The 13,762-nt window shown below is 59.1% G+C and carries 10 protein-coding genes and 2 CRISPR repeat arrays; of the genes, 3 read left to right on the top strand and 7 right to left on the bottom strand.

What is annotated here, in order from left to right; all coding sequences use genetic code 11:
- Window positions 1-45: 45 nt before the first annotated feature.
- On the bottom strand, window positions 46-489 hold the full coding sequence (gene cynS / locus EHV23_RS11775; RefSeq protein ID WP_125096247.1) for a cyanase: 444 nt from the start codon (window positions 487-489) through the stop codon (window positions 46-48).
- A gap of 698 nt (window positions 490-1,187) precedes the next feature.
- Here cynS and tnpA (EHV23_RS11770) point away from each other — a divergent pair.
- The 3 genes from tnpA (EHV23_RS11770) (at window position 1,188) to tnpC (EHV23_RS11760) (ending at window position 3,811) form a co-directional block, all read left to right on the top strand.
- Entirely contained in the window at window positions 1,188-1,496 is a 309-nt protein-coding gene (tnpA, locus tag EHV23_RS11770; RefSeq protein WP_125095924.1) for an IS66 family insertion sequence element accessory protein TnpA, read from the top strand.
- Window positions 1,496-1,855, top strand: a complete 360-nt coding sequence (gene tnpB / locus EHV23_RS11765; RefSeq protein WP_125095923.1) for an IS66 family insertion sequence element accessory protein TnpB — start codon at window positions 1,496-1,498, stop codon at window positions 1,853-1,855. The genes tnpA (EHV23_RS11770) and tnpB (EHV23_RS11765) overlap by 1 nt, the downstream gene beginning before the upstream one ends.
- A 108-nt stretch (window positions 1,856-1,963) precedes the next feature.
- Window positions 1,964-3,811 (top strand): IS66 family transposase, encoded by a 1,848-nt coding sequence (gene tnpC, locus EHV23_RS11760; protein ID WP_158615957.1) that lies wholly within the window; start codon window positions 1,964-1,966, stop codon window positions 3,809-3,811.
- Window positions 3,812-3,879: 68 nt separating this feature from the next.
- Window positions 3,880-4,706: a CRISPR direct-repeat array (repeat unit 36 nt; unit sequence ATTCTAGAACACTGGGAGATGTGTTCGGTCCGGAAC).
- Between the two features lie 79 nt (window positions 4,707-4,785).
- Here the strand turns inward: tnpC (EHV23_RS11760) and tnpC (EHV23_RS11755) are convergent.
- The 6 genes from tnpC (EHV23_RS11755) to cas9 all read right to left on the bottom strand — a co-directional run bounded on the left by tnpC (EHV23_RS11755) (window position 4,786) and on the right by cas9 (window position 13,172).
- Window positions 4,786-6,633, bottom strand: coding sequence for an IS66 family transposase (tnpC, locus tag EHV23_RS11755; protein WP_158615956.1), 1,848 nt, complete (start codon window positions 6,631-6,633; stop codon window positions 4,786-4,788).
- 108 nt (window positions 6,634-6,741) lie between these two features.
- Window positions 6,742-7,101, bottom strand: coding sequence for an IS66 family insertion sequence element accessory protein TnpB (gene tnpB / locus EHV23_RS11750; protein WP_125095923.1), 360 nt, complete (start codon window positions 7,099-7,101; stop codon window positions 6,742-6,744).
- Entirely contained in the window at window positions 7,101-7,409 is a 309-nt protein-coding gene (gene tnpA, locus EHV23_RS11745) for an IS66 family insertion sequence element accessory protein TnpA (protein ID WP_125095924.1), read from the bottom strand. Before tnpA (EHV23_RS11745) ends, tnpB (EHV23_RS11750) begins: the two co-directional genes overlap by 1 nt.
- A gap of 83 nt (window positions 7,410-7,492) precedes the next feature.
- Window positions 7,493-8,385: direct repeats of the CRISPR family, unit length 36 nt; unit sequence GTTCCGGACCGAACACATCTCCCAGTGTTCTAGAAT.
- 235 nt (window positions 8,386-8,620) lie between these two features.
- On the bottom strand, window positions 8,621-8,947 hold the full coding sequence (gene cas2 / locus EHV23_RS11740) for a CRISPR-associated endonuclease Cas2 (protein WP_203228987.1): 327 nt from the start codon (window positions 8,945-8,947) through the stop codon (window positions 8,621-8,623).
- A gap of 1 nt (window position 8,948) precedes the next feature.
- Window positions 8,949-9,881 (bottom strand): type II CRISPR-associated endonuclease Cas1, encoded by a 933-nt coding sequence (gene cas1, locus EHV23_RS11735; protein ID WP_125096244.1) that lies wholly within the window; start codon window positions 9,879-9,881, stop codon window positions 8,949-8,951.
- Window positions 9,882-9,890: 9 nt separating this feature from the next.
- Window positions 9,891-13,172 carry a type II CRISPR RNA-guided endonuclease Cas9 gene (cas9, locus tag EHV23_RS11730; protein WP_238990436.1) on the bottom strand — a complete coding sequence of 1,094 codons (3,282 nt, stop codon included), beginning with the start codon at window positions 13,170-13,172 and terminating at the stop codon, window positions 9,891-9,893.
- Window positions 13,173-13,762: the final 590 nt, after the last annotated feature.

Genomic DNA, 13,762 nt, shown 5'->3' with positions numbered 1-13,762 from the left:
CCAGAGGTGGCCGACCCCCCGGCAATCCTCTGACCGATACCATCGTCAGTAGGGCTTGTACGGCAGGAACTTGCCTGACAGCACGACATTGACGCGATCCCCTTTTGGATCCGGCTGACGGTCCAGCTCGATGGAGAAATCAATGGCACTCATGATGCCGTCGCCGAACTTCTCGTGAATCAGCTCCTTGATGGTGGAGCCATAGACATTGACCACCTCATACCACCGATAGATGAGCGGATCGGTCGGCACCTGAGTAGGCAGAGAGCCGCGATAGGGTGGAACCTGCAACCACTGCTGCTCCTCCGCGGTCAGGCCAAAAATTTCCCCCAGCACCTTTGCGTGTTCCGAGTCTGCCGTCATCTGACCCAGGCAGAGCGCCGTTGTCCACGCCTCACTCTGCCCAACCCGCTTTGCAATTTCGGACCATGTGAGCCCCTTGGTCACCTTGGTGGAAATGATCTTTTCGGTTACGTCGGTTCGGTTCATGGAAACTCCTCCTGATTCGTGGACCCTAGAAATACTGAAACGGCAGGCGCTGATGCCTGCACCCCGAAAAGGGTAGCACTGACGACGGAAACGAATGAGGGTTGCCCCCAAAGCGGTCAGGCACTTTGGGCAGTCTGATCCGGGGCAGTGGGATGCACGGCTACGCGAAGGCCCGCTGCCGCCAGATCAGCACAAAACTGACTTGCCATGACCTCCTCATTGGACACATCCCTAGAGTACGCACTCATCCGAACCCCCTTACTCGACGTATGTCGGGGCAATACTGCCGTATGGCAGGTAACCAGTGTACTCCAACCCGACATGGAGAAATATGGGTATGTAACTCCGTCCCCGGGATAATCAAGGGGCAATGGTCTTTCAAAACTTGCATGGATTTGGGTTGGCTACACCTCCCTGTGCTCCAGAACCAGACGGCAGCTCGGAATCTTCGTCATGACGCTCCGGACCGAACACATCTCCCAGTGTTCTAGAATGTTCGCGGCCGGGGGTGTGGCGCGCCGCGTGTTCCGGACCGAACACATCTCCCAGTGTTCTAGAATAACAATCAGCAAATGAAATCGTACCCCGGCGTTCCGGACCGAACACATCGTAACTGATCCATTATGCACATTCTGTTCATCTGACTTGCGTAGCGTCATAGTTGCCTCCTTTGCAACCCGATCAGGATGGAGGCATTCATGACGAACAAGGTGGACTGGGCCGCGCACCTGCAGGCCATCGAGACCGAGGGCATCAGCATCAAGGACTACGCCGCACGGGAGGGGCTGTCCGTGGCATCGCTGTACTACCACCGTCGGCGGGTCTCGGACGAAGGCAGGCGTACGGAAGGGGCTTCGGCCCTGGTTGCCGTCCAGCTGGCCGAGCGGCACGCCATCCAGCCCTGCACTGTGTGGCTTGCGCCGGGTGTGCGCATGGAGCTTGCCTCGCTGCCTTCGCCGCAGTGGCTGGGACAGCTGGTGGCCAGCATGAGCGCACAGGTGCACTGATGCATCCGGGCTGCCATATCGACAACGTCTACCTGTGCCGGGAACCGGTGGACTTCAGAAAGTCCATCGGTGGGCTCTCGGCGCTGGTGGAGCAGCAGCTGCAGATGAGCCCGTTTGACGATGCGCTCTTTGTGTTCGTGAATCGCCAGCGTGACAAGATCAAGGCACTGTACTGGCACCGCAACGGGTTCTGCCTCTGGTACAAGCGGCTGGAGAAGGAGCGCTTTGCATGGCCAGCACTGCAGGCATCGCAAAGAACCTGCACGCTGAGCATGCGGGAGCTGGAGTGGTTGCTCGAAGGGTTCGACCTGTGGCGCAACCGGCCGCACCAGACACTGCATTATCAGAGCACGGTCTGACGGCCCGGCTTCCCTGTTTTTAATCCGGTCACAAAATCCGTCATTGGCGGAGACATTTTCTGCATTTGATACGGGTTTATAGGCTGCCATCGGGCTATAATGGCAAGCATGCCACCTGCTCGCCGCCGTTCACCTTCTGCCGCCCCATCACCGGATATTTCTCCGGCCGACTACGGCCCTCATGGCTCACCCGAAGCCATGCGGCAGTTTGCGCAATACATGCAGCAGGGCATGGCAATGCAGCTCGATGCTGGCACCCGCGACCTGCTGCGCCAGGAATTGCGGCAGGAATTGCGGCAGGATTTGCGCGATGAGATCGTGAAAGAGCTGCAGGTAGAACTCCGCGAACAAACGCGTGCAGAGCTGCGCGAAGAAATCAAGCAGGAAATCATCGAGGCTGAGATCAAGGCCCGTGTCGATGCCGGGCTCAAATCTCGTATCGAGGCCGAGTTCAAGGCCTGCGTCGAAGCCGAAGTCCTCAAGCGCCTGCGCGTCTATATCAAGGAAATGGAAATGGCGCGCCGGCGCCAGTTCGGCCGCAGTACTGAAACCTCGTCAGCCCAGTACCGGCTCTTCGATGAAGCTGATGCACTGGCAGAGAGCAGCAGTGATGCTGACGACCAGGCGGAGCTGCCCGAAGAGAACACCCGCACCACACCCCGCAAGCCGGCAAAACCCCGTGGCAAGCGCCAGCCGCTGCCGGCGGATCTGCCGCGTGTGGAGATCGTGTATGCAATGCCCGAGGACGAGCGCACCTGCCCCTGCGGTTGCACCATGGCGGAAATCGGTGAGAGTGTTCGTGAGGAGATCGACATCATCCCGATGCAGATCCGGGTGCTGCGTCATGTCTGCAAGCGCTATGCCTGCAGCCGGGGCGATTCGGCACCGCGCACCGCACCGACACCACTGCAGGTGCTGCCCAAAACCAATGCCAGCAATAACCTGCTGGCCATGCTGCTGACCACCAAGTACGTCGATTCCATGCCGCTGGCACGTTTCTCGAACGTGCTGGCCCGCTGTGGCGTCAATGCGCCCCGGCAGACGCTGGCCCGCTGGGTGATCGGTGCGGCACAGGCGCTGCAGCCCATCCACAACCTGCTGCGCGACCACCTGCTGGACAGTCCGGTGATCCACATGGATGAAACCACCGTGCAGGTGCTCAAACAGCCCAACAAGAAAACGGGATCACCCGGCTACATGTGGGTGCAAAAAGGCGGTCCGCCGGACAAGTCGGTGGTGATCTATGACTACGACCCGAGTCGTTCCGGCAAGGTACCGTTGCGCCTGCTCGCGGGCTGGCAAGGTTATCTGATGACCGATGGCTACGAGGGCTACAACGCCGTGGGCAGGACCGAGGGTGTCGAGCACCTGGTGTGCTGGGCACACGCACGGCGTGGTTTCGTCAAGGTCGTGCAGGCCAGCAAGGGCAAGCGGGGACGGGCCAATGAAGCCATGGACATGATCGGCCGGCTCTATGGGATCGAGCGCGAGTTCGCCGATGCCACGGACGAGGCACGCCTCGAGGCGCGGCAGAGCCGCAGCAAGGCGGTGCTGGCCGAACTGCGCGACTGGCTGGACAAAATGCTGCCGCTTGTACCGCCCAAAACCCCATTGGGTCAGGCACTGGGCTACCTGTACCGGTACTGGTCGCGCCTGGTGCGATACGTCGAGCGGGGAGATCTGCCGATAGACAACAATCGGGTGGAGAATGCGATTCGCCCGTTCGTTGTGGGCCGCAAGAACTGGCTGTTCAGTGACACACCGGCGGGTGCGCATGCCAGTGCAGTGGTGTACTCGCTGATCGAGACGGCAAAGGCCAACGGGCGGGAGCCGTATGCGTGGCTGCGTCATGTGCTGCAGCGGCTGCCGTATGCGAAGACGGCAGATGACTACGAGGCGCTGCTGCCGTGGAACCTGTCGGCGCTGGAGCTGGTGGAGGAAGCGATCCGGGCCTGATCAATGGTTTTGTGGATCGTTTACGTTCGGTCCGGAACCCCTGACCGTGGACGGCCGCGGCTATGCCGATTCTAGAACACTGGGAGATGTGTTCGGTCCGGAACTTTGCACGGTTTCTGTCGCCACGACGGAAAATTCTAGAACACTGGGAGATGTGTTCGGTCCGGAACGACCCACGGGTCCACCACATACACGCGGGGATTCTAGAACACTGGGAGATGTGTTCGGTCCGGAACGAATGCTCATTTTCGCTGCTGGCAGTGGACATTCTAGAACACTGGGAGATGTGTTCGGTCCGGGACCCATGGCCCGGTAATGGATCTTCCGGACAATTCTAGAACACTGGGAGATGTGTTCGGTCCGGAACCCGCTGCCCGTGCCGCCGCCTGTAATTCCGATTCTAGAACACTGGGAGATGTGTTCGGTCCGGAACCACCAGAAGCAGTCCCACTTCTACCGGAAGATTCTAGAACACTGGGAGATGTGTTCGGTCCGGAACTGCCCAGCGCAAATGCAGTAATCTGCTGATATTCTAGAACACTGGGAGATGTGTTCGGTCCGGAACCAACGGGACACGCTGGCTGAGGCCGTCAACATTCTAGAACACTGGGAGATGTGTTCGGTCCGGAACGCCGCCGCCTCAATTGCTGCATCGTCACTCATTCTAGAACACTGGGAGATGTGTTCGGTCCGGAACAATTAGCACTGTGCGGGCAGGCGTACCACAATTCTAGAACACTGGGAGATGTGTTCGGTCCGGAGCAAACGCTACCTACAGACAGAGGCCATGGCGATTCTAGAACACTGGGAGATGTGTTCGGTCCGGAACATCATGAACAAGCAAGAAACCGCCCTGGTCATTCTAGAACACTGGGAGATGTGTTCGGTCCGGAACGCAGGGCGATACGCTTCATCGATGGTGATTATTCTAGAACACTGGGAGATGTGTTGTAAACGATCCACAAAACCATTGATCAGGCCCGGATCGCTTCCTCCACCAGCTCCAGCGCCGACAGGTTCCACGGCAGCAGCGCCTCGTAGTCATCTGCCGTCTTCGCATACGGCAGCCGCTGCAGCACATGACGCAGCCACGCATACGGCTCCCGCCCGTTGGCCTTTGCCGTCTCGATCAGCGAGTACACCACTGCACTGGCATGCGCACCCGCCGGTGTGTCACTGAACAGCCAGTTCTTGCGGCCCACAACGAACGGGCGAATCGCATTCTCCACCCGATTGTTGTCTATCGGCAGATCTCCCCGCTCGACGTATCGCACCAGGCGCGACCAGTACCGGTACAGGTAGCCCAGTGCCTGACCCAATGGGGTTTTGGGCGGTACAAGCGGCAGCATTTTGTCCAGCCAGTCGCGCAGTTCGGCCAGCACCGCCTTGCTGCGGCTCTGCCGCGCCTCGAGGCGTGCCTCGTCCGTGGCATCGGCGAACTCGCGCTCGATCCCATAGAGCCGGCCGATCATGTCCATGGCTTCATTGGCCCGTCCCCGCTTGCCCTTGCTGGCCTGCACGACCTTGACGAAACCACGCCGTGCGTGTGCCCAGCACACCAGGTGCTCGACACCCTCGGTCCTGCCCACGGCGTTGTAGCCTTCGTAGCCATCGGTCATCAGATAACCTTGCCAGCCCGCGAGCAGGCGCAACGGTACCTTGCCGGAACGGCTCGGGTCGTAGTCATAGATCACCACCGACTTGTCCGGCGGACCGCCTTTTTGCACCCACATGTAGCCGGGTGATCCCGTTTTCTTGTTGGGCTGTTTGAGCACCTGCACGGTAGTCTCGTCCATGTGGATCACCGGACTGGCCAGCAGGTGGTCGCGCAGCAGGTTGTGGACGGGCTGCAGCGCCTGTGCCGCACCGATCACCCAGCGCGCCAGCGTCTGCCGGGGCGCGTTGACGCCATAGCGGGTCAGTGCGTTCGAGAAACGCGCCAGCGGCATCGCATCGACGTATTTGGTGGTCGGCAGCATGGCCAGCAGGTTATTGCTGGCATTGGTTTTGGGCAGCACCTGCAGTGGTGTCGGTGCGGTGCGCGGTGCCGAATCGCCCCGGCTGCAGGCATAGCGCTTGCAGACATGACGCAGCACCCGGATCTGCATCGGGATGATGTCGATCTCCTCACGAACACTCTCACCGATTTCCGCCATGGTGCAACCGCAGGGGCAGGTGCGCTCGTCCTCGGGCATTGCATACACGATCTCCACACGCGGCAGATCCGCCGGCAGCGGCTGGCGCTTGCCACGGGGTTTTGCCGGCTTGCGGGGTGTGGTGCGGGTGTTCTCTTCGGGCAGCTCCGCCTGGTCGTCAGCATCACTGCTGCTCTCTGCCAGTGCATCAGCTTCATCGAAGAGCCGGTACTGGGCTGACGAGGTTTCAGTACTGCGGCCGAACTGGCGCCGGCGCGCCATTTCCATTTCCTTGATATAGACGCGCAGGCGCTTGAGGACTTCGGCTTCGACGCAGGCCTTGAACTCGGCCTCGATACGAGATTTGAGCCCGGCATCGACACGGGCCTTGATCTCAGCCTCGATGATTTCCTGCTTGATTTCTTCGCGCAGCTCTGCACGCGTTTGTTCGCGGAGTTCTACCTGCAGCTCTTTCACGATCTCATCGCGCAAATCCTGCCGCAATTCCTGCCGCAATTCCTGGCGCAGCAGGTCGCGGGTGCCAGCATCGAGCTGCATTGCCATGCCCTGCTGCATGTATTGCGCAAACTGCCGCATGGCTTCGGGTGAGCCATGAGGGCCGTAGTCGGCCGGAGAAATATCCGGTGATGGGGCGGCAGAAGGTGAACGGCGGCGAGCAGGTGGCATGCTTGCCATTATAGCCCGATGGCAGCCTATAAACCCGTATCAAATGCAGAAAATGTCTCCGCCAATGACGGATTTTGTGACCGGATTAAAAACAGGGAAGCCGGGCCGTCAGACCGTGCTCTGATAATGCAGTGTCTGGTGCGGCCGGTTGCGCCACAGGTCGAACCCTTCGAGCAACCACTCCAGCTCCCGCATGCTCAGCGTGCAGGTTCTTTGCGATGCCTGCAGTGCTGGCCATGCAAAGCGCTCCTTCTCCAGCCGCTTGTACCAGAGGCAGAACCCGTTGCGGTGCCAGTACAGTGCCTTGATCTTGTCACGCTGGCGATTCACGAACACAAAGAGCGCATCGTCAAACGGGCTCATCTGCAGCTGCTGCTCCACCAGCGCCGAGAGCCCACCGATGGACTTTCTGAAGTCCACCGGTTCCCGGCACAGGTAGACGTTGTCGATATGGCAGCCCGGATGCATCAGTGCACCTGTGCGCTCATGCTGGCCACCAGCTGTCCCAGCCACTGCGGCGAAGGCAGCGAGGCAAGCTCCATGCGCACACCCGGCGCAAGCCACACAGTGCAGGGCTGGATGGCGTGCCGCTCGGCCAGCTGGACGGCAACCAGGGCCGAAGCCCCTTCCGTACGCCTGCCTTCGTCCGAGACCCGCCGACGGTGGTAGTACAGCGATGCCACGGACAGCCCCTCCCGTGCGGCGTAGTCCTTGATGCTGATGCCCTCGGTCTCGATGGCCTGCAGGTGCGCGGCCCAGTCCACCTTGTTCGTCATGAATGCCTCCATCCTGATCGGGTTGCAAAGGAGGCAACTATGACGCTACGCAAGTCAGATGAACAGAATGTGCATAATGGATCAGTTACGACCGAACACATCTCCCAGTGTTCTAGAATGATTTCCCGGTTTACTGTGATCGAGTACACGTTCCGGACCGAACACATCTCCCAGTGTTCTAGAATCAACCCTGTCTGCCGGATGGACAAGAACAAGTTCCGGACCGAACACATCTCCCAGTGTTCTAGAATGCTGGCGTCTCATACGGGGTGGGCATGTTCGTTCCGGACCGAACACATCTCCCAGTGTTCTAGAATACGCACGACGCGCGCGCGCACGCCGCTGATGTTCCGGACCGAACACATCTCCCAGTGTTCTAGAATATCAGGCGTCGTTGCGTGTCGAACACCACCGTTCCGGACCGAACACATCTCCCAGTGTTCTAGAATGTCTGTGGAGTCCTACAGCGGCCCGCAGTAGTTCCGGACCGAACACATCTCCCAGTGTTCTAGAATTTTCTGCTGGTGCTGGTGCGCCATTGCGCGGTTCCGGACCGAACACATCTCCCAGTGTTCTAGAATAGATGACGCTGTGGACGGCAAGGCCGGCGAGTTCCGGACCGAACACATCTCCCAGTGTTCTAGAATTGGCGCGACATGGCGCGACACCGAAACGCTGTTCCGGACCGAACACATCTCCCAGTGTTCTAGAATCCATGCGTTCGGCCGGCGTCATAGACGCCCGTTCCGGACCGAACACATCTCCCAGTGTTCTAGAATTCGTTTGTCAGTTCCGTCATATCAGTCCTTGTTCCGGACCGAACACATCTCCCAGTGTTCTAGAATCGCGTGGGCATTTTTGTTGTGGATGAGATCGTTCCGGACCGAACACATCTCCCAGTGTTCTAGAATTTCTTCGGTACAGCGAAGCCCGCCAGCCTGTTCCGGACCGAACACATCTCCCAGTGTTCTAGAATCGGTCTCCAGCAACCCATTGATTCTCAAGGTGTTTTACGGAGTTTGGCAGTAAATTTTTCATCAGAATCAATACACAGGAACGGGCCGCAAGGCCCGTTTTTGTTGTCCGCACAAGGCGACCACAACGTAAAACACTGCAAAATATACGATCAAATTGATGGTTGCCCATGCTCCCGAACTCCCACGCAACGACCGATTTGTTGCCGAAAACATACGATTCTAGCCAACAAATTCTTAAAACAATGTGAACTGGTCCGGCGCCTTTCCGGATTCCTGGATAGCCCCGCGATGGAACGTCAGGATGCGCTCATACTGTTTGTCGGTCAGTTGCAGGATGCTGACCTTGCCTCCTGGAGGCAGAACGGCTTCCACCCGCTTGCAGTAGGTTTCCACCTGCGTTGGACTACTACAGAAGCGAAGGTACACGCTGAACTGGCTCATCTCGAAGCCCATGTCCAACAGGCGGTTGCGAAACTCGGTAGCGGCCTTCCGTTCGGCCTTCAGCACCACCGGTAAATCGAACATCACCAACAGCCACATCAGCCGATACCCCGAAAGCATGTCAGACTACCTCTGAGGCCATTGCTCCCATGTCCAGCGAAGAGCCAGGCAAAGGCAGGTCCAGCTCCTGCCGCTCCCCCAAAAACACCTGCGCCAGGGAGACCGCAAGGCGCTGCGTACAGACCATGATGGGCGTGGCGCCGGCACTGGTCTGCATGTCGGCACACATCACCAGTGCCAGCGCCTTCTTCGTCTCGGGTGTTACCTCAAAAAGACCCTGTCGGATCAGACCTCGCACCTTCAGGTCCACCATTGGCCTGAAGGGCTCCATCAGGTCATCCACCAGACGCATGGCATTGGCATCATTGCTATGGTGCAGTCCGATACTCGGATGCAGACCCGCCGCGATCACCGCACGCGCTGTGGTCGCCCGCAGAATGGTGTAACCGTAATTCAGCAGCGCGTTGACCCCATCAGCCTTCTGGTCCCGTTTGAAGCCATCTCCGAACAGAAGGCCCCAGTATCGACGAGCACCCTGCGCCTCGATGTTGTCCGGATCACCGCTACGAACCTTGCGCACCAGCGCATTCAACGGAGCATCCGGTGCGCCGCAAGCCTCAAGCACCGCCGCCTGCTGCTGCAGCTTCGCTCTGACTACGGACGCCCACATACGCTTCTGCACGGGCAAAGAGGCCGCAATCTGCGCCTCCATGCGTTTGGCCTGGACATGGTGCCCATCAATGGGCCAAAGCATGCCAGCGACGTTATGGTTGGCCCCACAAAGAACAAATGGGCAGCCACGTTCGGCCAGATCAACCAGAAGGTTGTTGGTATAGCTTATACCATGTGCATTGGCGATCAGCGCTGTAATGTCATCCAGCGGAACCTTGCCAGCAAGCTGACGGGTTCCGCCGGTTGTGTGCACCATCAGAAAACCGCGAAAAACGGACAAACGGCGCCTGTCGTCCGCGATTTCTACGATGCGACCAACCATAATACAAAATTATCCTGAATACCCAGGGTCCCTAACAATGCCCAAAGTAGATACCGTGACCTTTCTGCCATGTGACTTCTGGAAGGAACTCGCGTACTTTGATGTGTACTTAAACGGATCATCCTTGTCACGATTTCTGGCATCCACATTGGCCTCGTTAATTGGTGCCATAAATATCTGACCGCTTGACGAAGCAATTTTAACAATCCTCATTGTCACTTCTCTCCCTCCTCCTTCGCCATTACTTTGACTCATCCTTACAGCATCATCGATCATCAATCTAGTAACCAGAGACGCACCGTTTTGAGCGAACTTTGGATCTCGCAATTTCCTAACTGCCTCTTCGCGCGAGGCCCCTCTCCGCATCGCCTCCCGGACAATCTGGTAGGCTCTGAACGTGGAAATCACTTCCCCTTCCCATTTACCTTGTCCGTTTCTGAAGATCTCGATGCAATAGTTGCTGCCACCAACATACCCTTTGTAGGGCAGTGGATGGCCTTCTGCGTCGACGCCATGACGAGCTTCCTGCCCAGGCTCCGATATCATGTTTACGCTTGAGATGTTGGCTTTGGAGGACGTCCGGCTCGGAATGATCGTCTTCCCATTCTTCCCAATCCCATGCGCCGTATCCTCCAGCATCGCGCCCTCAAACCCATGATCCGGTTTGTGGCTGACCCAGATGTTGCCAATGGCACGCTCCACCTGGTCCCGGAAGGTTGGCCACGGCGGCTGGAAGTTCTTCACCAGCTGCTCGGTACCGGCTTCATCGGCACGGGCATTGGCCGAGGCAAAGCGCTGCAGCAGCCCCTGGTCGGTCACGCCGATCACGCAGGCATCGACCGCGTGATGGCGATGATCGTTGCGGTTCTTCTCGCCCGTATCACCCAGCAGGAGGTTCAGGCCCAGATGGCGGCGCAACATGGCGGTGAGTGAGCCGGTAATCACGCGCACGTGACTCTTGGTCACCAGTCCCAGATACGATTTGGCCAGACGCGACAGATAACGTGTGTCGTTCAGTGCGCGGGCGATGAAGTCCTTGTCTTCGTGCAGCCAGCGTTTATAGCCGTCCTCGGCAAAGCGGGCGGCCTTGCGCTTGTTGGGCATGGATGCGGCGCGACGCAGGATGTCCTCATACTTCCAGCCCTGCCGCTCGAAGTCGGCACGGGCCTCATAAGGCGTACGGTTACCCTTGACGCGGTTGGCCAGACGGATGCACACCGTCTTGTTGTTCATGCCGTCATCCAGCGTGCGCGAAAACGGCAGGATGTGCTCGACTTCGACCTGGTCCGACAACAGCATTTCTGCAGAGATCTGTTCGCCGCTGTAGGGGCAGCGGCGGTCGGCTGCGTCGCGGCTCAGTTCTTCCCACAGAATCCAGCGCTTGATGTCATCGCGACGAACGCTTTCCGGGCTGATGCCCAGAATGCCGGCAATGTCTTCGGAAATCCGCTTGTTCCGCTTCTCGTTGGCCGTCTGTTCACGCTGGATTTCCTCGCGCTGCTTCTTGCTCTGCTTCAGGTCGCGGGCCAGCTCCACCACCACCTCGGCCGGGTTGCCGTAACGGTCGATCAGCGCGTTCACCACCTTGCGCACCTGGTTCAGGCCAATGTGCACGGTGGGGTTGGCAATCTTGCCGTAGCGTTTCTCTTCGGGGTCTTCGCGTTTGTTGGTGCCAAAACTCACGTGCCGCTGCAGCGCCTTGCCGTAGTACGGCAGATGCCGGAGCACCATGCGGATTTCACCGGTCTCTTCGTTGACTTTCGGTTTGCCGGTGGCAGGATCGATGACAGGCAGCTGCTCTTCGCCCTCCACCGAAAAGCCCAGAGCGCTATGACTGCCCAGACCGGCCGCCTCCACCGCCTTGTCGTAGGTGATCACGTCCCTGCGCAGTTCCGGCACGATGAGGTTAAGCGCCTTGCGGCTCAGGTTGCCGTACCCTTCGGGCAGACGTGCGTTGGAAATGACTTTCGCCCGGGCGTCATCCACGCCAGTGCGCTGCTTCAGCCACTCGATGAGATCAGCCTCGCTGTCTTCGTTGACCAGCTGGCAGACGATGTCGTCCTGCAGATTGTCGTCGAAATCGAACCAGGCCTCGCCGAAGCATTCCGGCCGGGACAGGGCTGCAGAGGCGGCATTGCCCTTCAGCTCCTCCCGCCGGTCATCCTCGAGGTTGAAGCGCGTGGTACCGCTCACTTCCAGCAGTTTGCGGATATATTCGAAAGTCGCGTTGTTGCTGCTTCGGCGTGTTCTGGTCTTGCCCTCACCCCCCTTGCCCGCCTTGTCGACTGTCTTTTTCGCCGTGGCTTTGGCGGGCGGTTTGCCTCGCTCCAGCACGTTTACGATCAGGTCGCGCTGCTCCTTCGTCAGCGGGGTCTGCTGCATGCGGTCGTCCACAATACGCAGGTTATTGACCTCCTGATAGATACGAAAACGCTGGCTGCTGGGCAGGGCCAGCGGCGCACGCTGCTCATCGGGCAGCAGGGTGCACCGGCCCGGGTCCACGGGCTTGAGGGGTCGCTGGAACAGCAGCGTGTCGCGCAGGGCATCCCGTGCAGCATCGTTGAAGAGAACGGGGTTGAAACTGGCCTGTTTGGCCCAGAGGGCATCGAATTCGTCGGTGACGATCTGCCGATCAATCGACAGACTGTAGTTCTTCTCGATGACGTCGTTGCCCTTCTTGTCCTGGGTGAGAACTTCCCGGTTACGCACGGCAGCGCCGGTAAGCATCCGTCTGTACAGCCACTGTCCCGCGGTCAGGCCCTGAGCACGCAGGGTTTTGCGCATTTCGCTGATGGCACCTTTCATTTTGGAGGTCTCATCAGAGGCCTTGGTCACTTCGTTGCCATTTTCATCCAGCTCGACCTTGTCCAGCTTGCGGTTGCTCTTGAAGCCGCGACGCTGGTTGAGGTGGAACAGGGCGCGACCGAACTCCTCGGGTTTGAGTTCGCGTTCCATGCCGGCTGCCCGCAGCTCGTAGGGATTGGGGTACTGCTTTTCCAGCGCCTTGCGTGCCTTCAGGTCCTTCGGGAAGAAGCCAAAGTCCACCAGTTGCCGCATCATCCGGGCCTTGCGGCGCAACATGCGGTCGCGGCGGCGGCGCAGGCCGCGCGCCATCCGTCGCTGCACGGCCAGCGGGGCGCCAACGCCTCCATTCTTGGCCGCTTCGCGACCATCACTGAAAATCCGTACGCCGGCCCGGAAGAGGGCCACCGGTGCGTGCTCATTGTTCAGGCGATAGACCGCCCAGCCCAGTGAGGTAGTCCCAAGGTCGATTGCCAGGCGGTAATCCATGCTGTTCTCCGGTTCGGTCCGGGCCGATGGACAGCTGGGAGATGCCGCCATCCGGTGTGCCGGACACATGTGACTGATTCGCTGCTGCAATTATCTGTGCACACGTGCCTTCCGGCATGCCATTCGGTCCGGAAAAATCGACCGTTCGTCGGCAAAGCGACATCTGATGCGCCGGATGGTGGACTTTTTCCTTGTGCTCGTGGCACAATGGCTTCACTCAGAACACTGGGAGATGTGCTCGGTCCGCTAACAAGCTGAAAGATGCACAAAATGGAAAGCCCCTATATGGGGCTTTCGTCTTTTTTGCGACAGTTTTCTGCAGGCCATCACCTATGCCTGTTCTGCAGGCCATCGATTCTGCCTGACACATTGTCGCCACACCGGCTTCTGCATGTGTCCGCAGAGCAGCTACGCTGCAGCATGCTGCGACCTGCCCTGCTGCAGCCACCGGCACAGGCCGGTCTCCGCATCGGCTGCCACCCATGCTTTCGGGCAGCGTTTCTGCGCACGCCTGCCATCCGTGATATGTTTCCTGTCGCGCCCCGGCCACGTCGGGTGCTGCATGGTTTTCTTCCCCCTTTACCGGCAGA

The organism is Lautropia dentalis (genome assembly GCF_003892345.1).
Lineage (GTDB): Bacteria > Pseudomonadota > Gammaproteobacteria > Burkholderiales > Burkholderiaceae_E > Lautropia > Lautropia dentalis.
Note: the sequence above shows the minus strand (reverse complement) of the source record. Positions and strands in the feature narration are given on the sequence as shown.

Bases quoted from the DNA above. Each gene is read 5' to 3' on its own strand.
- tnpB (WP_125095923.1), top strand. From the start codon at position 1,496: ATGCATCCGGGCTGCCATATCGACAACGTCTACCTGTGCCGGGAACCG.
- tnpC (WP_158615956.1), bottom strand. From the start codon at position 6,633: ATGCCACCTGCTCGCCGCCGTTCACCTTCTGCCGCCCCATCACCGGAT.
- tnpA (WP_125095924.1), bottom strand. From the start codon at position 7,409: ATGACGAACAAGGTGGACTGGGCCGCGCACCTGCAGGCCATCGAGACC.
- cynS (WP_125096247.1), bottom strand. From the start codon at position 489: ATGAACCGAACCGACGTAACCGAAAAGATCATTTCCACCAAGGTGACC.
- tnpB (WP_125095923.1), bottom strand. From the start codon at position 7,101: ATGCATCCGGGCTGCCATATCGACAACGTCTACCTGTGCCGGGAACCG.
- tnpA (WP_125095924.1), top strand. From the start codon at position 1,188: ATGACGAACAAGGTGGACTGGGCCGCGCACCTGCAGGCCATCGAGACC.
- cas9 (WP_238990436.1), bottom strand. From the start codon at position 13,172: ATGGATTACCGCCTGGCAATCGACCTTGGGACTACCTCACTGGGCTGG.
- tnpC (WP_158615957.1), top strand. From the start codon at position 1,964: ATGCCACCTGCTCGCCGCCGTTCACCTTCTGCCGCCCCATCACCGGAT.
- cas1 (WP_125096244.1), bottom strand. From the start codon at position 9,881: ATGGTTGGTCGCATCGTAGAAATCGCGGACGACAGGCGCCGTTTGTCC.
- cas2 (WP_203228987.1), bottom strand. From the start codon at position 8,947: ATGCTTTCGGGGTATCGGCTGATGTGGCTGTTGGTGATGTTCGATTTA.